Below are 20,190 nucleotides of genomic sequence, written 5' to 3'. Positions count from 1 at the left end.
TGCCAGCGGATGCCCGACGCGCGTCGCCAGCCCACTCTCTTTCAATCGATATGGCGAAGGTGCTGCATGACCCATTCCGTTCCCCCGACCCCCGAGGATATTCGCGCCTTCCGCGCCGACCACGCAAAGCTGCGCGAACGTGATGTGGCCGACAAGCTCAAGATCAGCGAGGCGCAGTTGCTGGCGGCCTATACCGGCGATGGCGTGCGGCGTATCAATGCGCACCCCGACGAGATCATGCGCGCCGCCCAGACTCTGGGCGAGGTTATGGCGCTGACCCGCAACCCGTCCTGCGTGCACGAAAAGGTCGGCACCTATGATAATTATCACGCCGGTCCCCATGCATCGATGATCCTCACCGATGACATCGATCTGCGGCTCTTTCCCAGCCGGTGGCATCATGCCTTTGCCGTAGAGAAGGAGACGGACGCCGGTACGCGCCGCAGCCTGCAGGTGTTCGATGCTGCGGGGGATGCGGTACACAAGATTTTTCTGCGCGACGGGTCCGATGTGGCGGCCTTTGATCGCGCCAAAGCGGGGCTGACGCTGGAGGATCAATCCCCCACCTTAGACGTGGTGTCGCGCGAACCTGACGAGGTGCCGAAATCCGATCTGTCGAAACTGGACATCCTGCGAAAGGAATGGGCGCGGCTGACCGACACGCATCAGTTCTTGCGCCTGACCTCCAAGCTCAAGATGAACCGCTTAGGGGCCTACCGCATCGCAGGCGAACCCTTTGCACGCGCTTTGCAGCCTTCTGCTGTCGATGCCATGCTGCATCAGGTGGTCGCGCAAGAGCTTGAGATCATGGTGTTTACCGGCAATCGCGGGTGTATCCAGATCCATTCGGGCCCGATCACCACGCTGAAATCCATGGGCCCGTGGCAAAACGTGCTGGACCCTCGCTTTAACCTGCACCTGCGGCTTGATCACATCGCCGAGGTCTGGGCCGTCGACAAGCCCACGCAACGCGGCCCCGCTGTTTCGGTCGAGGCCTTCAACAAGGACGGGGGGCTTATCCTTCAGGTCTTTGGCGTCGGCAAGGAAGGGCGCGATTGTCGTCCCGCATGGGGCAAGCTTGTCGCGGGGCTGGAGAGCCTGAACGTCGAGGTGCCCGCATGATCCGCGCTTTCACGACCGCTATCAGCGTCGCGGCGCTTGGCCTGATTACAGCACTGCCCGCCACGGCACAGGAACCCACAGGGGGCGTCGTCTCCATCGGCGGCGCGGTGACAGAGATCGTCTTTGCCCTCGGCGCGCAGGACCAGCTGGTTGCGCGGGATACGACCTCTAGCTATCCGCCTGAAGCCGCTGCCTTGCCGGACGTGGGCTATATGCGCGCGCTCTCGCCCGAAGGGATGCTGGCCACAGGCCCCAAGCTGATCATCGCCGAGGAAGGTGCCGGACCGCCCGAAACAATCGAGGTGCTAGCGCAGGCGGATATCCCCTTTGTCATCGTCCCTGACGACTATACCGCCGAAGGGGTCAGCGCCAAGATACGCGCCGTCGGGCAGGCGCTTGGGAAAGAGCCGCAGGCCGAAGCGCTGGCTGCGGAATTGCAGCAAAAGCTGGCAGCCGTGTCCCGTGCGACGCAAGACCGGCCCGAGGCAGAGCGCAAACGCGTGATGTTCATCCTCAGCACCCAAGGCGGGCGGATCATGGCGTCGGGCACGGATACCGCGGCCGCGTCGATGATAGATCTGGCTGGCGCGGTCAATGCGGTCACGGGGTTTGCGGGCTACAAACCCATCACGGACGAAGCCGTGCTGGCTGCAGCGCCCGATGTGCTGGTGATGATGGCGCGTGAAGGCGATCACAACAGCACCGAGGCAGAGCTGTTCGCGATGCCTGCCATATCCGTCACCCCTGCAGCGGCCAGCCGGTCGGTGGTGCGGATGGACGGGCTTTATCTGCTGGGGTTCGGGCCGCGCACGGCAGATGCGGTCGCCGATCTGCACGCCGCGCTTTACGCCGACTGATCCGATGACAGCGCTAGCAGGTTTCGCCCCGCCCCGCGACCGCCGTCGTGCCGCGCGCAAGGCGCATGTGTGGCTGGCGATCGTTCTGGCGGTCGCCGCCATCGGCAGCCTTGCGATCGGGGCGTCGGGCACATCGCTGTGGCACGCCCTGTTCAAGATCGTGACCGGTGCGCCGCTGACGCAGCTTGAACGGGTAGTGCTTTGGGATATCCGTTTGCCGCGGCTGATCATGGGCATCTGTGTCGGGGCCGCGCTGGCTGTGTCAGGCGCGGTGATGCAGGGGCTGTTTCGCAACCCGCTCGCGGATCCGGGTCTGCTTGGGGTAAGCGCGGGTGCCGGATTGGGCGCGATCGTGGCAATCGTTCTGGGCGGGCTGTTGCCGGTGGCTGTTCTCACCGTGGCGGGCTTTTGGCTGATCCCGCTGGCGGCCTTTCTGGGCGGATGGGCGGCAACCTTGCTGCTGTATCGCGTGTCGACGCGGCGCGGGCGCACCTCTGTCGCGACGATGCTGCTGGCGGGCATTGCATTGGGCGCGCTGACAGGGGCCTTGGGCGGGCTGTTGATCTATTTCGCCGATGACACGCAGTTGCGCGATCTGACGTTCTGGGGGCTCGGCTCGCTTGCCGGTGCCACATGGACCAAAGTCGCCATCGCGGGGCCGTTGATCCTTCTGGCGACGGGTGTGGCCATGCGCTTGGGCGGCGGGCTGAACGCACTCGCTTTCGGGGAGGCAACCGCCGCGCATATGGGGGTGCCGGTGCAGCGGGTAAAGCATACCGCCATCCTCACCGTCGCCGCCGCCACCGGTGCCGCGGTCGCCATGTCCGGCGGGATCGGTTTTGTCGGGATCGTCGTGCCCCATCTGTTGCGTCTTGCCACGGGACCCGATCACGAACCCCTGCTGGTGAACGCTGCCCTGCTGGGGGCCACGCTGTTGCTGACCGCCGACATCATCAGCCGCGTTATCATCGCGCCGGCGGAACTGCCCATCGGGTTGATCACCGCCATTCTGGGCGCACCAGTGTTTTTCTGGATCCTACTGCGGCACCGTGGGTTGGTGGATCTGTAATGCTGCGCGCCTGCGATATTGTTGCCCGTATCGGCAAAAAAGACATCCTGCATGGGGTCGATTTCACCGCCAATGCCGGCGCGCTTACGGCGATTGTCGGGCCCAACGGCTCGGGCAAATCGACACTGCTTAGGGCGATCACGGCAGAGGTCGACTTCACCGGCCGCGTTCTGCTGAATGGCGAAAACGTCGCCGATCTGCACCCGTGGGAGCTTGCTGCGATGCGCGCGGTGCTGCCGCAGTCAGCCACCCTTGCGTTCCCCTTTACCGTGGCCGAGGTCGTGCGCATGGGGCTACGCCGCGGCATATCTGGACACCGCGACGATATCCCCGCCCGCGCCCTGCATGCCGTCGGGTTAGAGGGCTACGCAGACAAGCTTTATCAAGAGCTTTCGGGCGGAGAGCAGCAACGCACGCAGCTGGCGCGCGTGCTCTGTCAGGTTTGGCATCCGGTGCAGAACGGCTTGCCCCGTTGGTTGCTGCTGGACGAACCTGTTGCCAGTCTGGATATCGGCCATCAGCTTATGGTGATGCGGCTTCTCAAAGATTTCGCCAATCGCGGCGGCGGCGTGGTCGCGGTCATGCATGATCTGAACCTGTCGGCCATGTTCGCTGATCACATGGCGATGGTCAAAGACGGCCAGATCCTGAAACACGGCGCGCCCGCCGACGTGATGCAAAACGCCATACTGTCCCAAGCCTACGGCTGCACCCTGACCGTCAACACGCCCGCCGCAGCTGGTCAAAGTTATATCCTGCCACACGTCGCGCAGGAGCGTATGGGGTAGGGGCGGGCACCACGCCAGCGCGCTGACATATATATCGGTTGACGTATGAGATTCGACAGAATGACGTAAATGTGACACTACACCTAGACACCAGCGTCTGACGGTCTATGTCAACCGACACACTGCACCAATCACCCAGGACAAACCATGCCGACACAGCCCACCGATAAGATGGCGACAGAGCTTTTGCATGTGCAAGAGGAGCTGGCGGCAAAGAATGTTGACGCGGATGCGCCGAAGAAACAGGCGCAGCGGGCGTCGCATCGGTTGAACTTCCTCGAAGCGATGATGGAGACGGTGCCCGTCGGGGTCGTCATGGCCGATGCCGAAGGCAAGATTATCTACGGCAACAGCCACGTCGAAAAGATGGTGCGCCACCCTGTGTTGCATTCGGACGACGTGGACGCCTATGGCGAATGGGTATCGTACCACGCTGATGGGTCCCGTGTACAAAGCCACGAGTACCCTCTGGCGCGGGTGATCCAGAACCGCGAGGACCATGTCGAGATCGACGTGGATTATCAGCGCGGCGACGGCACCCGCTTTTGGATGCGGATCATTGGCGAGCCGGTGCTCGACGGGGAGGGGGAGCGGATCGGCGCGACCGTCGCCCTGATTGATATCGACGAAGAGCGCCGCTTGCGCGAGGCGCAGAACATCCTGATTGCCGAGTTGAACCACCGTGTGAAGAACGCATTTAGTGTGGTGAAATCCATCGTCAGCCAGTCGCTGCGCAAGATGAGCATTCAACGCGGTATCCGTGAAACGATTGACCAACGGCTTAACGCCTATGCGACGGCCCACTCCAAACTGGTGGGCACCACTTGGGACCGTGCTGCGATTGGTGCCGTGGCTGCCGATGTGCTCGACCCTATAGGCGGCGGTCGGATCACGTTGAAAGGGCCGGAGGTAGAGGTGCCATCGCGCCAGGCGCTGTCCTTGTCGATGGCATTTTACGAACTGGCAACAAACGCGATGAAATACGGCGCCCTGTCGGTTCCTGACGGTGTTGTGAACTTATCTTGGGAACAAGGAAGTGCCGCCGAGGGTTCCCCCCTTGAACTCCACTGGGTGGAAAAGGGCGGCCCTGCCGCCGAGAAACCCAGCGAGACAGGTTTTGGTAGCTTCATCACAGGGCGTGCCCTCGAGGCGGAAACGGGCGGGAAAATCGATACGGTTTTCGGGCCAGATGGATATGAATGGCATTTGAAGATGCCGCAACAGACGGAAGAGCAGGCAGTAGAATGACAAATCAACCTCAGAATATTTTCATCGTCGAAGATGAGGTCGTGGTCGCATTCGAGATGTCCGACCTGCTGGAAGACATCGGCTTTAACGTCGTAGGCCCCAGTATCCATCTGGAAGACGCCAAGGAAAAAGCGCGCGACGGGGATATTGATATCGCCTTTCTTGACGTGAACCTTGGGCGCAACAAGACATCGAAACCCGTCGCGGATATTCTGCGCGAACGGGGTATCCCTTTCGTGTTCATCACCGCATATGACGCCGACCAGATCAGCTTTCTCGGGCCGGATGACCGTGTCGTGAAAAAGCCCGTGAGCAGCCAGAAGCTGATCGAGACGCTGCGCCGCGTCTACCCAAGCCTAGAGACCGAGTAAGCTCAGACAGGAAATCCCGCAGGCAAAATCCCGCGCGCCGCGACACTGCGGCGCAGGGCAGGGATGCTTTGCCCCCGTGACATCGGTCATATGTGAACATATAGTGAACATATGGCTAAGCAATCTGTAGAGCAAAAACTGGCAATCCTGAGCGACGCGGCTAAATATGACGCGTCTTGCGCCTCTTCGGGATCGACGAAACGCGACTCGCGCGATGGCAAGGGCGTCGGGTCGAACGAGGGGTCGGGAATCTGTCATGCCTATGCGCCGGACGGGCGCTGTATCTCGCTTCTGAAAATCCTGATGACGAATTTCTGCATCTATGATTGCAGCTATTGCATCAACCGTGCCTCGTCCAATGTCACTAGGGCGCGGTTTAGTGTCGATGAAGTGGTGAAGCTGACCATCGAATTCTATCGCCGCAATTATATCGAAGGGCTGTTCCTGTCCTCGGGCGTGATCAAGTCGCCGGATGCGACCATGTCGGACATGGTACAGATCGCGCGCAAGCTACGCCACGAAGAGAATTTTCGCGGCTATATTCACCTGAAAACCATCCCCGACGCCGCGCCAGAGTTGATCGCCGAAGCGGGGCTGCTGGCAGACCGTCTATCGATCAACGTAGAGCTGCCCACCGATGCGGCTGTTCAGCAATACGCCCCCGAAAAAAAGCCCGATCAGATCCGCAAAGCGATGGCCGATTTCCGGCTGCGTAAAGAGGTGTCGAAAGACAAATCCCACACCGGCAAGCGCCCACCACGCTTTGCGCCTGCGGGGCAGTCGACGCAGATGATCATCGGGGCGGATGGGTCGAATGATGCGGCCATTCTGGGCCAGTCCACGCGGCTCTATTCCAGCTACAAGCTCAAGCGCGTGTATTATTCTGCCTTCTCGCCGATCCCTGACAGCTCGGCCAAGCTGCCGCTGATCCGGCCGCCTTTGCAACGCGAACACAGGCTTTATCAGGCGGACTGGCTGCTGCGGTTCTATGACTTCCAGCTGGACGAGATTACATCCGTCACGGCAGACGGGAACCTTGATCTTGAGGTCGACCCGAAACTCGCATGGGCGCTGGTGCACCGCGAGGTGTTCCCGCTGGATGTGAACCGCGCCAGCCGCGAGTTGCTGCTGCGGGTGCCGGGGTTCGGGGTGAAGACGGTGAACCGCATCCTGTCCACCCGCCGCCACCGTACCCTGCGCTACGAGGATCTGATCCGCATGGGCGCATCTATGAAAAAGGCGCGCAGCTTTGTCACTGCGGGGGGCTGGTCCCCCGGCGGGCTGACCGACAGTATCGACCTGCGCGCGCGGTTTGCGCCGCCGCCCGAACAGTTGACCCTGTTCTGATGCACCGCGCGGTCATGCCCAAGATCGGCACGGCACAGGCGTGGCGTGATACGGCGCGGCAGTTTCTGGCCGCCGGCGTCCCGCCCGAGGCGATCCTTTGGGGCGATACCAGCACGGCACCCGATCTTTTTGGTGGTGCCTCCCCCGTGCAAACGGGCGGGCAGGTGACCGTTCCACGTAGTTTCATCAGCATGGCGCGCAGTGTCGTCTGGCACAGCGACCCCGAACGGTTTGCGCGGCTTTATGCGTTTTTGTGGCGGTTGAAGGACGCGCCCCATTTGATGACGGATCGCGGTGATGCTGATCTGTCGCGCCTGCGGCGGATGGAAAAGAACGTGCATCGCTGCCAGCACAAGATGAAAGCCTTCGTCCGTTTCCGCGAGATTGGCGCGCCCGATGCCCCCCGCCGGTCCTTTGCCGCGTGGTTCGAGCCGACGTATCACACGGTAGAACCCACTGCCGATTTCTTTCTGCGTCGGTTCAGCGATATGGATTGGCGCATTCTCACGCCGGATGTCTGCGCGATTTTCGAGGGGGGCAAACTGACCTTCCGCGAGGGGCAGGAAAAGCCCGCCCTGCCCGAAGACGCGAGCGAACAGCTGTGGATCACCTATTTCCAGAACATCTTTAACCCCGCGCGGCTGATGGTCAAAGCCATGCAGTCCGAGATGCCCAAGAAATACTGGAAGAATATGCCCGAGGCGGCGCATATCCCCCAGATGATCGCCGACGCCCCCGCCCGTGCCCGCGCCATGGCCGAGGCCGCACCGTCCTTTCCGCCGCAGCGGTTGGCGCAGGTGCAGGCGCAGCTTGCCGCGCATCAATCCGCATGGGAGGGGCCGCAAGACGCGTTGGCCAAGGATATCGCCGCCTGCACCCGCTGTCCCTTGCATTGCAATGCGACACAGGCCGTACCGGGCGAGGGCCCGATGGATGCCGATCTGATGATCGTGGGTGAACAGCCCGGCGATCAGGAGGATTTAAGCGGGCGGCCCTTTGTCGGGCCTGCGGGGCAGCTCTTTGATCATATCGCAGGGCGGGCGGGGCTGCAGCGGGACAAGGCGTTTGTGACCAATGCAGTGAAACACTTTAAATTCACCCCGCGCGGCAAGCGCCGTATGCACCAACGGCCCAATGCGTCAGAGATTCAACATTGCCGCTGGTGGTTGGATGCCGAGATCGCGCAGGTCAAACCCAAGCTGATTTTGGGCATGGGGGCGACGGCCGCCGAAGGGCTGACCGGACGGCGCGATACCATCACCGCCCGCCGTGGCACGGTCGAACAAACGCCTTCAGGCACGCCGGTCCTGCTGACGCTACACCCCTCGTATCTTTTGCGCCTCCCCGATCCTCAGGCCAAAGCCGACGCAACTGCCCAATTTCAAGACGATTTGACCGCCGCCGTACGAATGTTGGCCTGAAAAGGCGTAATTTCGTAGGGGGCAGTTGCAATATGGTCATAGGATGCCATATACCATCCACATGGATGGAGAATCGAGATGGGCAACGTCAGGCAGCTACGGGAAAAGCAACCCGAGAACGAAAAGATCACGATCAACCTCGGCTTTGTCGATCTAGGGCGGATCGACCTGCTGGTGCAGGAGGGGTTTTATTCCAACCGCAGCGATTTCATCCGCACGGCGATCCGCAAGCAGTTGGATCACCAGTCGGAGACGGTGACACGGTCTATCGACCGTCACACAATGGAAATGGGTCTGCGCGATTACTCCGTCGCGGATCTCGAGGCGGTGCAGGCAGCAAATGAAGTGCTGCACATCAAGGTGGTGGGTCTGGCCCGTATCGCGCGCGATGTGACGCCAGAGCTGGCCCTTGCGACCATCGGCTCCATCAACGTGCTGGGGGCGCTTCAAGCCAGCACCGAAGTCAAGAAAGCACTCGGCGACCGGATCAGTTAGCTCCGGCATCATCCTAAAGAGGAATGCGACATGACAGATGAATTTAACGCGGCCATGCGCCGTGCCGGAAAACTTGTGCGCGCGGGTAACCCCAAAGCGGCGACCGAAGCCATCCAGAACGCGCTTGGCGCCGGTGGGCTGGGGAGCATGGCGAAAGGTCGCAAAAGCCCCTTCGGTAAAGCCAAGATCGGCCGCGGCCTGCGCGAGACGCTTTCGGGGCTGGCGCAATCGGCACTGAACGGCGGTGACAGCATCGAGCCGGACCTGCCCGAGGGTGCCACATTCGACAGCGGCAGCTTTTCCTGCAGCGCAGGCAGCCGCGACTATCGGCTTTATATTCCCAACCTCAAAGGCTCTGCGCCGACAGGTTTGGTGATGATGCTGCACGGGTGCAAACAATCCCCTGTGGATTTTGCCAAGGGCACGGGCATGAACCAACTGGCAGAGGCGCATGGGGTGATCGTGGTCTATCCGGCGCAATCGCGCATGGCGAATATGCAGAACTGCTGGAAATGGTTTGATCCCGCCGACCAGATGCGCGGCGCGGGTGAACCGGCGATCCTTGCAGGGCTGATGCAACAACTTCAGCGCGACCATGCCATTCCCAAAGGGCGCAGCTTTGTTGCGGGGCTGTCGGCCGGCGCGGCGATGGCTGTGGTGCTGGGACAAACCTATAGGGATGTCTTTGATGCGGTGGGTGCCCATTCCGGTTTGCCCTACCGCGCCGCCCATGACGTGCCATCGGCTTTTGCGGCCATGGGGCAGGGGGCAACAGGCTCTGACACAGGGGAATTCATCCCGACGATCATCTTTCAGGGCGATGCGGATAGCACTGTGAGTGCCGCGAATGCGGATGCGATCGCCAAACACGCCCCAAACGGTCCCGAGGTTCAGGACGACGGCAACACGGGCGGGCGCCGTTTCTCCCGCCGCAGCGTGATGGCACCGAAAGGCCATGTCGTGATGGAACAATGGACCGTCTCGGGCCTTGGTCACGCTTGGTCGGGCGGCAACAGCGCGGGGTCATACACGGACCCCGCAGGGCCGGATGCGAGCCGCGAAATGCTGCGGTTCTTCCTCGATTTGCCTAAGAAAGGCGCATAATGTGACACACTCCCTTACCTTTGACGCCATCAGCGAAGCCACGCCGGGCCCGAAATGGGCCGCCCGATGGGCCCGTTCATGGCCCGCCTACGAGGCATGGTTCACTGCACGCGGCGGCGATAACGGCCCTGACCGCGCAGCCTGCGAGGCGGCCCTAAAGCAACATATGCCCGAGTTAGTGCCTGTTCACGCCAAGCTTACAGCGCTCGCGGGCGGGTCGGCCCGTGCAGCACGCTTCCTATCCACGTGGTGCCCGCCAAGCTATCTGGGCGGCTGCTCCCTCGCCGTGGCCACGTCGGACGACGACATCCGGCTGGTGCGCAACTACGATCTGTCACCTGACCTGAACGAAGGCCTACTGCTGCACAGCGCTTGGACCGGTCGGCGCGTGATGGGTATGGTCGAATTCCTTTGGGGTCTGTCCGATGGCATCAATGATGCGGGGCTCAGCATCGCGCTGGCTTATGGCGGACGGCAGGAAACAGGGCGCGGGTTCGGTATCACCACAATCCTGCGCTACGTTCTGGAAACCTGCGAAACCGTGCCTCAAGCGCTGCGCGTGCTGCAACGCGTGCCGTCGCATATGCCGTATAATGTGGTGGTCGCCGATGCCTCCGGTGCGGGTGCGAGCGTCGAGATGTACGCCGGTGGCGGGGCAAAGGTGCAGCCGCGGCTGATCGCCACAAACCACCAGACCGACGGCAGCACGCCTGACAGAGGCAGTTTTACCCGCACGTTTGAACGGTCAAAACACCTTGTGAGTGTCTTATCCGAAGGGGTCACGCCGTCAGCGCTGGCAGGCCAGTTCACCCAAGCGCCGCTCAAGCAAGACCGCTACGCCGAGGGGTTTGGCACGCTTTTCACCGCCGAATACGAACCCAAACGCCGGAAGATGACGCTGCATTGGGACGATGAGGTCTGGCCCCAATCCATCGACGCGTTCGAGGAAGGCACGCGGCAGGTCACCTATGGCAGCGCCCCATCATCGGTGGCCGCAGGGGGTGACATCAATTGGGTGCAAATCGGTCTGGACTACGCAGCGGGCCGCGGGGTTGACTGGCGTAGGTTTGTTCCTGCCGGGGTTGATGTGGCGTAGGGCGACTGAACAGTTTGATGGGTAAGGGTGCCTTTTGTGGCACCCTTATCAGGAGCTGAAGTTAAAACGCCTTAGTATCTTATGCATGACAGACCCTACAACACGCCAACGGCAGCCGCTCCGTCGTTGAAATTGAATTGCCCGACAAAGGCGCTATTCCGGTTTCAGTCCAAGCCCCAAGCGGTTCGCGTGCCAGGCGGCTTCCGCCCGTGAGGAGATGCCGAGCTTGCGATAGACGATCTTGATATATCCAGCGACCGTCGTTTCCGCGATATTCAATGCGGAGGCGACCTCGGCGTTGCGCAGACCTTTGGAGATGAGCGTGAGCACTTCGGTCTCCCTCTCTGTCAGGCGCCCGTCCAGGCTGGCGACCGGCCCGGTGAGGCGGAAGTGTTCCATGATGCGGCGGGCGACAGAGGGTGATATCGCCGGCAACCCCATAGAAAGCTGCGTCAGCTGACGAGAGAGCACCGCCGCCTCTGTCTCTTTCAGCAAATACCCGTCCGCCCCCGCCGAGAGCGAGGAAACAATGCTCGCGTCGTCGCCCATGACCGTGGTTACGACCTTGATTGCAGAGGGGCTGGCCTTGTTCAGGCCGCGCAGGATTTCGAGGCCCGACCCATCAGGCAGACCCAGATCAATCAGGGCGAGATCTATCTGGCCATCCAGTTTTGACAGCGCCGTCCGTACCGAGTTGGCCGTGCATATTGTGGCCGCCGGATATGCTGATCGTACGATCTCGACCAGCCAACGCAGGGTTTCGACGATATCTTCGACAATCAGGATACGCTTCATTCTGCTGCGGCCTCTTTCTGAGTGCTGAAAAGAGGTAGAAACGCGGTCAAGGTGGTGCCCTTGGCACCGGTGCTGTAGCTGAAGGCACCTTGCAACTGGGTGAAGCGGTTTCTCAGATTTCTGAAACCATTGCCAAGCGACGCGACGCTGCTGTCAAAGCCCGAGCCGTTATCGCTGAGCGTAAGCTGCAACCCATCGCTTTCCAGGGCAATCCGGACCTTCGCCTCTGTCGCGCCAGAGTGTCGTAGGATATTGCTGGTCCCCTCTCGAAGAAAGGCGCGCAGCGCATGCGCCAACCGATGGGATATACGGCCTTTGGTGATCTCGTCGGCCTGCCACGTGACGGTGATCTGGGCGGCCTCGAAATGGGTGATGATTTCGGCACGCAGATCGGCGAGCAGATCGCGGAGATCCCAATCAGTCTGATCCGGGTTTGAAATCAACTCTCGTAGATCGGCGAGGGTCTGGCGGATAAGAAGGTCTTTGCGTTCCCGAGGGCCGGTATGCAGGGCGCTGAGCAGCAGCACCCCTATGTTGTCATGCATGTCACGATTGATGCGCAGCCGCTCTGCGCTGACGGCCTGAAGATAGGTCTCGTGCTGGGACAGGCTGGCATCAAGCAACGACAGGATCGCATCGGCCCGCGCCAGATCGCGCGACGAGAAAAGGCGCGATCCTTGCCCGGCCAGCTCAAGCGACAGTGCAGGCAGATTGCCGATAGACGCGAGCGTCAGGATACGGCCATCGTCTTGCAGTGCGGTGATCGTGGTAGACGCCGGTTGATCCTTGATGCGCAACGGATTGAAAATATCGGACCAGAACTTACGCAGCAGCCTCTGCTTGTCTTCGGGGTCTCTCGCATGGGCGATCTGGGTTACCCTGCGATACAGCTCTTCCGCCGGGATCTCGCGGTTGCGCTTGAGCAGCACCCAGATTTTGTCGCGCAAGGGCAGGTAAACCATGCAGATCGCCGCGAGGGCGATGCCAAAGGCAGGCGCGCGCCCCAGCGAAAGCCCGTAGATGAGCGCGGCATCAAGCCCCAGAAGCAAAGCCACCCCAAGGCCATAAAACAAGATGCCGTAGGACCAATTCGCCAGATCGAACAGCCGGTAGCGGGTCACCGCCAAGGCAATACCAGCATAGATGATCAGGAAAAACAAAAACGCAGTGCTTTGTTCGATCACCGGGGCCAACCCAATAAGCGTCGGCAGAATGGACGTCAGCACAAAGCCACCCGCACCGACCGCAACCGACACGCCAAGCCAGCCCAGCATCGCCCGCGCGGCCGGGTCGCGGCGATTGGCGGCGACTTGTGCGGCAATGACCAGCAACAGGGCCACCATGATGATCGCGATGAAATCGGGGGCATTGTTCAGGTTGTCCGGCCAGCCGGGGCCAAGCACCAAGAGGATACAGGCACCGATCAGAAGTGTCGGTAGCCAGAGCACGGGTTTCGGAACAATGCGCCGCGGGTACGAGAGGAACAATGTCACCATACCGATCCCGAATAGTAGCGACCCACCGGGATTTACCCGGCAGACCACCGAATAGGCCTTCAGACTAAGCGCGAGCTCGCGAGAGCTGTAGATCGCGGCGCTCGACGATGCCAAAGCCAACCCGATCCCGGACAGCAGAAACCACCATCCGGCGTGTTCATGAGGGCGTAGGCAGACGACCCAAGTCCCGATAAACATGCCCACGAACGCGACAAAAATTTGCGTCCAGAATTTCATCGGCAGATCCGAAACCGGACGGCTTCCCTGGACCCTTACCGCGACGCTTTCAGGGCCGTCGGCTTGGTCGAAGGTCAGGGTGACTGCGCCGCTTCGCAACGCGTCATGCAAGCGATCCTGACGGTCAAAGAACCGACGCAGGGTCTCTTGATCGCTGATCCCGTCGGGCTCTTCTATCAGGTCTAGGGGTGTCACCGGGATTGGGGGTTGGTTATCCGCTGAAACGCTCAACAGCCGCTTACCGATCATTTCGCGATCCATGGCGCTGCCCTGCGCGATGTCAGTGACGACAACGCTTTGCCCCACCACGCCAAGCCTGAGCCCGAGCCACGGCTGGGCTGTCGCCACCCATGTCAGAGCAGCGGCGGCGGCCAGATAGAGCACGACGCAAAGCGCGAAAACGGCTCCGGGGGCGACATGTGGACGTGTCATCTTATGGACCACACAGCGGAACTTATAATTGCAAATTTAATCATTCTATACGGCTCATCTTCTCAAAATACTCTTGTCCGAGGACACCCCCTGAACGGGGGGGAGACGATTTCATGAAGTAGGTATCTAAAAAGTGAAGAAGAATTTTTTAAATCAAGCAAGGGGAATTTCATGAAACACGCACGTCTTAGTATTGTTATTGCAAGCCTTGGGGTGGCGACGGTCTTGTCTGGTTGCAATGGAAGCAGCTCCGGAGGCGGGCTTGTTGGCGGCGGCGCAGGCGGCGGGCAGGATTTTGAAACAGCCTTTAACGCTGTCAGTCAAAAGGCCCCCACTTCGGATATGCCCACGTCGCTGAAAGCCAGCTACGAAGGTCAGATGAAGGTCGGCGTGAACAGCGGATCGGCCCAGATTTTCGGCACCGATATCGATGCGAATAGCGCGGAAATCATTGGCGATCTGGCAGTCGATGTGGATTGGACCGACGGGCAGACCACCAATCCGTTCACCGGAACGGCCTCCAATATCGTCGCGACCGAGGCGGGCACCTCGAACTCCGTCAAACTGGACGGGACGCTGACGGTCGATCAAGGCTTGCCTGCCTCGCTCAGCCGCACCACCATTCCGGCGCAGGTCGTCGCGGGCGTCAATATCCCCGAGCAGAACACCGGCGCGATGCTGTTCCACATGTCCGGTCGGCTTAGCAGTGGCGAGAACGAAGGGGACGCCACCTTGCAGTTCGGCGGCAACTTCATGGGGCCGGGTGCAGAATCGATGCTTGGGCCGGTATCTGGCGGTATCAACGATGTGAACAATCCCTCGCCGCAGATTTTCGACGCGGGCGTCGGTGGTACATTCTACGCCAACAAGAAATAGAAGCGACGGATAAGCGGGTCTCTTGGATGCGGTCAATTACCGGCCGCAAAAACCCGCTTTCCCCGCGGTAGCCGAGGTCTTTGATGCGGCGAATTTTATACAATCTATTTTTAATCTTACTGGCCTCGCCATTAGCGGCCTTTTCCCTTGATGATGCAGAACAAAGCATCCTCAAGGGAAAAGCCGCAGAGGTTATTCCATTGCTCGAGGGGTATTCACCCAAGACCGAGACAGAGACCCTGCGCCGGATGTGGATTCTAGGGGTCGCCTACAACCGTTCCGGAAAATCACACCAAGCCGTTGCCCCGCTGGCGCGGCTTGTGATCTTGCGGCCAGACGATCCCACGTTCCGGCTTGAGCTGGCGAACGCATTGGTGAAAAGCGACCAGATCGAACGGGCGCGATATCACCTTGAACTGGCCAAAGGTGCGGGTTTGTCGCCCTCTGTTCAGGCAAAAGTGCAGGCGGAGCTTGACCGTTTGGCCAAACCGAAAAAATGGCAGGGCTATTTCCGTTTTGCCATTGTGCCCGAAAGCAATGCCGCCCGCCGGACCTCTGCAGAGACGGTGAACCTCAGCGGGTTTGTGCTGCAGCTGGACCCGAATTCGCGCGCCCAATCCGCCACGGCGTTCGAGATTGGCACGGGCGTCGCGACCGTGCCGCGTCTTACGGACGCCTTACGCGCCAGGTTCGCGCTGGATCTGGATGCCCGGCTTTTCGACGGGCGTGCGCCCGATGAAGTGACCCTTCGGACCAGTGCATCCCTGCTGCATTTCGCCAATGAGGGGCGTCTTGTCTCGGCCGAGATCTATGGATCGCAGCGCTGGATTGATGACGCGGCCTATGCGCATACCTACGGCCTTGGCCTGTCCTATACGCGCAACCTCGGCACCCGCGCCCGCGCCACGGCGGTGCTTCAGCGCGAACGCATCACCTATGATGGCAGCGGTGTCGGCGTGGACCGAACAGCAGGCGCTGCGCAATTCGCCTATGCGGCATCGTCGCAGCTTGTGTTTCGCGTAGGTATGCGCGCGGAAAACCGTGCCAGCTCTTACAGCCCCGTCGCGGGCCATGCGGCGGGCGTCACCATCGGCGGCGATTATTCCTTTGCCGGCGGTCTTCGGGTCGGGCTGGACCTGTCGTTTGACCGGAACGAATTTGACGGCGTGCATCCCATCTTCGGCGTTGCCCGCGTCGACAAGAAATCAAGCGTCATGCTGAACCTGTCCAACCAGAACTGGAGCTACAAGGGATTTACCCAGGTTCTGAGGCTCGGGTTTGAAGAGCAACGCTCCACCATCTCAATCAACAGGTTTCGCAACGCCACTGCCAGCATCGGCCTGACACGATCGTTTTGAAGAAATTCAGCCCTAAGCCGCTGCCCGGTTGCATAGGTTTCGGTCGTGCTTGGTTGTTACTACGCAGCGCGTGCCGACGCCGGTTGCCCCCTGCGCACGCACCAACGATAGGGTGGGAACTGCGACAGCCCCATTTCATCTTCATGCCTTGGAAAATAGCAGTTCGATGATCGCTTCGGAATGATGTTCCAATGCGTCGGATGATCGAATATCCCCACCCTCGATCGCGTTGGTGAGAATGGGCAGGGCCATTGGAAATGACCCACCATGGGTGATCATGAAAAAGATAGTCCGGTCCGAGACGTTCGGAAGGGTGCCTTCTGATTTTGCACCTGCGATCAGATCTTTCAGTGCCGTGTAAAAAGGCACAACGAGGTGCCTTTGCAAAAAATCACTGCGATCACTGTGTTTTGCCCCGTCATGAACGATAACACGGCTCACTTGCGGCCAGCGGGCGGATGCGGTGATGAAAGCGCGAATGAGCGCTTTCAGTGCTTCCGTTTGGGTCGCGGTATTGACGACAAGAGCTTTGTTAAGGTCGCTTGCAAAACAGTCGGCAAGATGTTCCATCGCTGCGATCCAAAGCGCCTCTTTTGATCCAAAGTAATACCGTGAAAGGCCTTTGTCGGCCCCGGCTTTTTCAGCAACGTGGCTCAGTGAAACGCCGTCGAAACCGCGCTCCGCAAACAGATCAATCGCAGAGCGAAGCAAAGTCAGCTTCAAATCTGTACCCTGTGCGGCCTGCGGACGGCCGCGTTTTCTTTCGGCTGTCTCAGAAACGTCGATGGCGGTTTTGACCTCGGTCCTCGTACGTTGCTTGGACATTTGAATGACATCTCCATGTTTGAGCCGCGAGAACTCCGTCTCGCTTAGCCCGGGTCAGCTTAGCTTTCCAGCGTGATCTCTTACAACACGCTATTCTACGTTCGAAGAATAATATTGACATAATTCACGAACGTAGAATAGCTGGGCGCACAAGCACGATAGGTAGTCAGTACATGATGAGATGGATTGTTGGGGGCGCAGTTGTCTTTGCGCTTGGTGTCGGGATATTCGGCCTCCCGCCCTTTAGCGGTCAGCCCACCGCTGGGTTTGCGGAAGGTGAACCTGGATTTGAGACCGGGGTGAAACGCCTACCCAACGGTATTTATGAGGTTTCTGTACGGACCCCGATGCCGGGCGTTTCACCTGAAATGGTTGGTTGGTGGTTTGGCGATTACATGGAAACGACCGAACACTACCAACGTTGGTTCCCGGATGCGCATCTTTGGATGGATTGGGAAAACAAGGTTGATGGCCAGTTCATCGGGGCGAGCCATCTAGTGCATGAATACATCGGTGAAGACTTGAATAAGCTGAGAATTCAGTTTGTTGAACCTGAGGAGGTTTTGGGGGAGGTAAACTTGGCTGACGGCGACGTCGCCGTATGCGCCCGCGTTGGCCTGCTAGAAGAGCCCATCTATGGCGGCGAAATGTGCCACATTGTTCGCAATGTCGAAGGCGGTGCCGAAATGCGTAGCCGTTTTTGGCTTGGGATGGTGGCCGCGCGTGAGGGAAACGAGGCGGTGCCCTCTGTCATCGGAACGCTTGGGAACACCTATCTGGCACGTCTGCTGACCGTGAAAGAGGCGTCGGCAACTGCTTTGTTAAACCACTGTTTTAATGAGATGACCATTCTGGCAGGCTTTCTCCCAAAGCTCTACGCCGATGCGCAAGGGTAAGAAAAACGCTGCATTCACGCCATGACCACCAAGCGGACTTGCCGTCATCGCGCAGATCGCGGCTGTGCGCTATGCCGAAAAGGTCAGCGGGCGATGCATCTGCTGGCGAGTTGACGCGCCGCGACGCAACCCGGCAAGCGAACCTGCGGCCGACCCGGAAAACCGGGTTGAACCGTCAGGTTTGCCCGCCGGGTGCCTTAGGGCAAAGCGGCGCGTTATTTGAAGACCGGCTGACGCTTTTGCATCTTGGCGGCGACGACCTCTGCGAATTCCGGAGATTTCAGTTGCTCGGCGAACAGCACCGATTCACGCTCCATTTGGGCGGTCATCTGGTCCTTGCCATGACGGATCAGCGCCTTGGTTTTGATAACCGAGCTTGGTGCCGCCTGGGCCAAACCAGCTGCAAGCGACGCAACTTCGGTGGCAAAACCGGACGAGGGAGCGACACGCGACACCAAGCCAAAGCGCAGCGCCTCTGCCGCATCAAGAACGCGATTGGCCAGCAGCATATCGTTCGCCACGGCCATGCCGACGGTGGCGGGCAGCAAAAGCGAGGAGGCGGCCTCTGGTACCAGTCCCAGTTGGACAAAGGGCGTGCTGAATGTGGCCGTGTCGGCGGCGATAATCAGGTCGCAATGCAGCAGCATCGTCACCCCGACACCAATGGCCGGGCCGTTTACGGCCGCAATCAAGGGTTTGGGGCAGGTGGAGATTGCGGTCAGAAACCGGATAACGGGCGGCACACCGTCGCTGCGGGTTCCCTTGGCAAAATCCTGCAAGTCATTCCCGGACGTAAAGTAGTCTTCCGCACCTGTGATCACGAAGCCGCGTACCGCGTCGGACCGGGCATAGTCTTCCAGCGCGTCGGCCATGGCGGCATACATATCCTGCGTGATGGCATTGCGCTTTTCGGGGCGCGCGATGGTCATGGTCGTGACCCGTTGGTCGGTGTGTAGCTTGATGTTTTCGGTCATGTTTGATCCTGTTGATTTGAATGGCGGTGGAAATCGGTTGCAGTTCAGGGCGCGCCCATGAGCCAATCGCTGAATTCGGCCCATAAAGCATCGCGGCCTTTTCGCAATGCGCCTTCGTGCCCGATCCGCGTTACACCGACCTGCGATGGTGTGCGGATGATCACCTCGTGCGGGGCGGCTCGATAACACTTTAAAAGGTCGGATGCGGTTGACGGTGTTGCAATCGGGTCATCGGGAAAGATCCAAGACCGGATAGGGGCTGTGACCTCGTCGTAATGATGCGGTGCCAGTTTCGTTGCGAGGTCTGGTTGAAAATAGCTGCGGCGCTGGCTCCACCGGCGCCATGTCTTGAACAGTTTCGGCGGCAGCGCTTCGCCCCGCCAGCCGCCCGCCGGTTTGATATAGCCGTAGCGCAGCAGCAAATAGGGGCCCAACACCCACCAGAAATAAAGCTCCGACGGGATATTGCGCAGGTGGTGACCGCCGAAAAATCCGGTCCCGACAGAAACAAACGCGTGTCTGGTGATCTTGGAGTGGTTCGGCATGAGGCCGACAAAATGCCCGCCGACACTGTGACACAGATGGGTAAGCGGCAGGCCCGGTGCCGCCTCCTCCAGCGCATTTAGGGCGGCGGGTGCGTCAAGCCGTCCCCAGTCAGGGTAGTCGATCCCGGATCCGGCCAGATCCTTGCCCTTTGATCCTCCAATCCCCCGATAGTCATAGGTCAAGACAACGGCACCTTGGCGGGCCAGATACATCGCGAGGCCGGTATAAAACTGACGCGGGAACCCCGTGCCGGCCGAGGTCAATACCGCGATTTTGGGCGAAGATGAGGTGTGGATGTCTGCCTCCAGCTCCCATCCATCGGTGGCGGCGAAGCGGATTGTCGTTTGGGTAATGTCGTCAGTCATCGGCTGGCCCTTTCTTCGGCGGGGTAGGGCCGTTCACAATGCCGTCCGCATTGTCTGCCAGATGCGTCAGAAACCGTTCAATAATGACCTGTTCCTCAGCAGGAAAAGGCGCAAGCAGCGCCGCGTTGAACTGGCTGATTTCGCCCGCGCCCTGTTCAAGCACCGCGCGGCCCGGCTGTTCAAGGTAGACGTGTATGACACGGCCATCCACCGGCGACGGTGACCGACGCACCAGACCCTTTGCGCACATGCGATCCAAAAGACCGGTCAAGCTGGACTTACCCATAGCAAGTGTCGAAGAGAGGTCACTGATGGGCTGCCCGTCCTTTCGCGACAGGATCAACAGCACCGCAAGCTGTGACGTGGTAAGCCCTATCTTGTTGCGCGTCCGACGGTCGGCAGCGCGAAAGAGCGCTGAATGTGCGATCTGGAGCTTGTGGAAAACCTTGAATGTATTGGCCATAAATCAATT

At 60.1% G+C, this 20,190-nt stretch carries 20 protein-coding genes; 14 read left to right on the top strand and 6 right to left on the bottom strand.

Annotated elements, in window-relative coordinates; genetic code table 11:
* Positions 1-66 precede the first annotated feature (66 nt).
* The 11 genes from EE36_RS01175 (at position 67) to EE36_RS01125 (ending at position 10,918) form a co-directional block, all read left to right on the top strand.
* Positions 67-1,122: a hemin-degrading factor gene (locus tag EE36_RS01175; RefSeq protein ID WP_005848657.1), complete on the top strand. Its 1,056-nt coding sequence runs from the start codon at positions 67-69 to the stop codon at positions 1,120-1,122.
* On the top strand, positions 1,119-1,979 hold the full coding sequence (locus tag EE36_RS01170; protein WP_005848655.1) for a hemin ABC transporter substrate-binding protein: 861 nt from the start codon (positions 1,119-1,121) through the stop codon (positions 1,977-1,979). Before EE36_RS01175 ends, EE36_RS01170 begins: the two co-directional genes overlap by 4 nt.
* 4 nt (positions 1,980-1,983) lie before the next feature.
* On the top strand, positions 1,984-3,048 hold the full coding sequence (locus EE36_RS01165; protein WP_198005477.1) for an iron ABC transporter permease: 1,065 nt from the start codon (positions 1,984-1,986) through the stop codon (positions 3,046-3,048).
* Complete coding sequence (locus EE36_RS01160) at positions 3,048-3,836, top strand: heme ABC transporter ATP-binding protein (RefSeq protein ID WP_005848652.1); 789 nt, start codon at positions 3,048-3,050, stop codon at positions 3,834-3,836. Before EE36_RS01165 ends, EE36_RS01160 begins: the two co-directional genes overlap by 1 nt.
* A 147-nt stretch (positions 3,837-3,983) precedes the next feature.
* Positions 3,984-5,084, top strand: a complete 1,101-nt coding sequence (locus tag EE36_RS01155) for an HWE histidine kinase domain-containing protein (RefSeq protein ID WP_005848650.1) — start codon at positions 3,984-3,986, stop codon at positions 5,082-5,084.
* On the top strand, positions 5,081-5,455 hold the full coding sequence (locus EE36_RS01150; RefSeq protein ID WP_005848648.1) for a response regulator: 375 nt from the start codon (positions 5,081-5,083) through the stop codon (positions 5,453-5,455). Before EE36_RS01155 ends, EE36_RS01150 begins: the two co-directional genes overlap by 4 nt.
* Before the next feature lie 111 nt (positions 5,456-5,566).
* The gene (locus EE36_RS01145) at positions 5,567-6,802 is read left to right on the top strand and encodes a putative DNA modification/repair radical SAM protein (protein WP_005848647.1); all 1,236 of its coding nucleotides are present in this window, start codon (positions 5,567-5,569) and stop codon (positions 6,800-6,802) included.
* Complete coding sequence (locus EE36_RS01140) at positions 6,802-8,223, top strand: UdgX family uracil-DNA binding protein (protein ID WP_005848645.1); 1,422 nt, start codon at positions 6,802-6,804, stop codon at positions 8,221-8,223. The genes EE36_RS01145 and EE36_RS01140 overlap by 1 nt, the downstream gene beginning before the upstream one ends.
* Positions 8,224-8,301: 78 nt before the next feature.
* Complete coding sequence (locus tag EE36_RS01135; protein WP_005848643.1) at positions 8,302-8,718, top strand: hypothetical protein; 417 nt, start codon at positions 8,302-8,304, stop codon at positions 8,716-8,718.
* A 30-nt stretch (positions 8,719-8,748) separates the two neighbouring features.
* Positions 8,749-9,822: a PHB depolymerase family esterase gene (locus EE36_RS01130; RefSeq protein WP_005848640.1), complete on the top strand. Its 1,074-nt coding sequence runs from the start codon at positions 8,749-8,751 to the stop codon at positions 9,820-9,822.
* A gap of 1 nt (position 9,823) precedes the next feature.
* A complete protein-coding gene (locus EE36_RS01125; protein WP_005848638.1) occupies positions 9,824-10,918 on the top strand; it encodes a C45 family autoproteolytic acyltransferase/hydolase in 1,095 nt (364 codons plus the stop codon).
* A 153-nt stretch (positions 10,919-11,071) separates the two neighbouring features.
* Here the strand turns inward: EE36_RS01125 and EE36_RS01120 are convergent, their stop codons facing one another.
* A complete protein-coding gene (locus EE36_RS01120; protein ID WP_005848636.1) occupies positions 11,072-11,713 on the bottom strand; it encodes a response regulator transcription factor in 642 nt (213 codons plus the stop codon).
* Positions 11,710-13,878 carry a sensor histidine kinase gene (locus tag EE36_RS01115; protein WP_005848634.1) on the bottom strand — a complete coding sequence of 723 codons (2,169 nt, stop codon included), beginning with the start codon at positions 13,876-13,878 and terminating at the stop codon, positions 11,710-11,712. Before EE36_RS01115 ends, EE36_RS01120 begins: the two co-directional genes overlap by 4 nt.
* 171 nt (positions 13,879-14,049) lie before the next feature.
* Here EE36_RS01115 and EE36_RS01110 point away from each other — a divergent pair, with 171 nt between their 5' ends.
* Both EE36_RS01110 and EE36_RS01105 read left to right on the top strand, forming a co-directional pair.
* Entirely contained in the window at positions 14,050-14,754 is a 705-nt protein-coding gene (locus EE36_RS01110; protein ID WP_005848632.1) for a hypothetical protein, read from the top strand.
* Positions 14,755-14,954: 200 nt separating this feature from the next.
* Complete coding sequence (locus tag EE36_RS01105; RefSeq protein WP_005848630.1) at positions 14,955-16,112, top strand: surface lipoprotein assembly modifier; 1,158 nt, start codon at positions 14,955-14,957, stop codon at positions 16,110-16,112.
* A gap of 141 nt (positions 16,113-16,253) precedes the next feature.
* Here EE36_RS01105 and EE36_RS01100 read toward each other — a convergent pair whose 3' ends face one another.
* Entirely contained in the window at positions 16,254-16,937 is a 684-nt protein-coding gene (locus tag EE36_RS01100) for a TetR/AcrR family transcriptional regulator (RefSeq protein ID WP_005848628.1), read from the bottom strand.
* A gap of 173 nt (positions 16,938-17,110) precedes the next feature.
* On the opposite strand from EE36_RS01100, the gene EE36_RS01095 reads away from it, so the two are divergent.
* Entirely contained in the window at positions 17,111-17,833 is a 723-nt protein-coding gene (locus tag EE36_RS01095) for a hypothetical protein (protein WP_005848626.1), read from the top strand.
* Positions 17,834-18,048: 215 nt separating this feature from the next.
* Here the strand turns inward: EE36_RS01095 and EE36_RS01090 are convergent, their stop codons facing one another.
* From EE36_RS01090 to EE36_RS01080, 3 genes are read right to left on the bottom strand one after another with little or no spacing between them, the layout of a single operon-like run.
* Complete coding sequence (locus EE36_RS01090) at positions 18,049-18,807, bottom strand: enoyl-CoA hydratase (protein ID WP_005848624.1); 759 nt, start codon at positions 18,805-18,807, stop codon at positions 18,049-18,051.
* A 44-nt stretch (positions 18,808-18,851) separates the two neighbouring features.
* Positions 18,852-19,718 (bottom strand): alpha/beta hydrolase, encoded by an 867-nt coding sequence (locus EE36_RS01085; RefSeq protein ID WP_005848623.1) that lies wholly within the window; start codon positions 19,716-19,718, stop codon positions 18,852-18,854.
* Positions 19,711-20,181, bottom strand: coding sequence for a MarR family winged helix-turn-helix transcriptional regulator (locus EE36_RS01080; protein WP_005848621.1), 471 nt, complete (start codon positions 20,179-20,181; stop codon positions 19,711-19,713). Before EE36_RS01080 ends, EE36_RS01085 begins: the two co-directional genes overlap by 8 nt.
* Positions 20,182-20,190 lie beyond the last annotated feature (9 nt).

The sequence above is a fragment of the Sulfitobacter sp. EE-36 genome (assembly GCF_000152605.1).
Lineage (GTDB): Bacteria > Pseudomonadota > Alphaproteobacteria > Rhodobacterales > Rhodobacteraceae > Sulfitobacter > Sulfitobacter pontiacus.
Note: the sequence above shows the minus strand (reverse complement) of the source record. Positions and strands in the feature narration are given on the sequence as shown.

Coding starts and splice junctions, on each gene's coding strand:
- EE36_RS01175 (WP_005848657.1), top strand. CDS start 67: ATGACCCATTCCGTTCCCCCGACCCCCGAGGATATTCGCGCCTTCCGC.
- EE36_RS01170 (WP_005848655.1), top strand. CDS start 1,119: ATGATCCGCGCTTTCACGACCGCTATCAGCGTCGCGGCGCTTGGCCTG.
- EE36_RS01165 (WP_198005477.1), top strand. CDS start 1,984: ATGACAGCGCTAGCAGGTTTCGCCCCGCCCCGCGACCGCCGTCGTGCC.
- EE36_RS01160 (WP_005848652.1), top strand. CDS start 3,048: ATGCTGCGCGCCTGCGATATTGTTGCCCGTATCGGCAAAAAAGACATC.
- EE36_RS01155 (WP_005848650.1), top strand. CDS start 3,984: ATGCCGACACAGCCCACCGATAAGATGGCGACAGAGCTTTTGCATGTG.
- EE36_RS01150 (WP_005848648.1), top strand. CDS start 5,081: ATGACAAATCAACCTCAGAATATTTTCATCGTCGAAGATGAGGTCGTG.
- EE36_RS01145 (WP_005848647.1), top strand. CDS start 5,567: ATGGCTAAGCAATCTGTAGAGCAAAAACTGGCAATCCTGAGCGACGCG.
- EE36_RS01140 (WP_005848645.1), top strand. CDS start 6,802: ATGCACCGCGCGGTCATGCCCAAGATCGGCACGGCACAGGCGTGGCGT.
- EE36_RS01135 (WP_005848643.1), top strand. CDS start 8,302: ATGGGCAACGTCAGGCAGCTACGGGAAAAGCAACCCGAGAACGAAAAG.
- EE36_RS01130 (WP_005848640.1), top strand. CDS start 8,749: ATGACAGATGAATTTAACGCGGCCATGCGCCGTGCCGGAAAACTTGTG.
- EE36_RS01120 (WP_005848636.1), bottom strand. CDS start 11,713: ATGAAGCGTATCCTGATTGTCGAAGATATCGTCGAAACCCTGCGTTGG.
- EE36_RS01115 (WP_005848634.1), bottom strand. CDS start 13,878: ATGACACGTCCACATGTCGCCCCCGGAGCCGTTTTCGCGCTTTGCGTC.
- EE36_RS01110 (WP_005848632.1), top strand. CDS start 14,050: ATGAAACACGCACGTCTTAGTATTGTTATTGCAAGCCTTGGGGTGGCG.
- EE36_RS01100 (WP_005848628.1), bottom strand. CDS start 16,937: ATGTCCAAGCAACGTACGAGGACCGAGGTCAAAACCGCCATCGACGTT.
- EE36_RS01095 (WP_005848626.1), top strand. CDS start 17,111: ATGATGAGATGGATTGTTGGGGGCGCAGTTGTCTTTGCGCTTGGTGTC.
- EE36_RS01090 (WP_005848624.1), bottom strand. CDS start 18,807: ATGACCGAAAACATCAAGCTACACACCGACCAACGGGTCACGACCATG.
- EE36_RS01085 (WP_005848623.1), bottom strand. CDS start 19,718: ATGACTGACGACATTACCCAAACGACAATCCGCTTCGCCGCCACCGAT.
- EE36_RS01080 (WP_005848621.1), bottom strand. CDS start 20,181: ATGGCCAATACATTCAAGGTTTTCCACAAGCTCCAGATCGCACATTCA.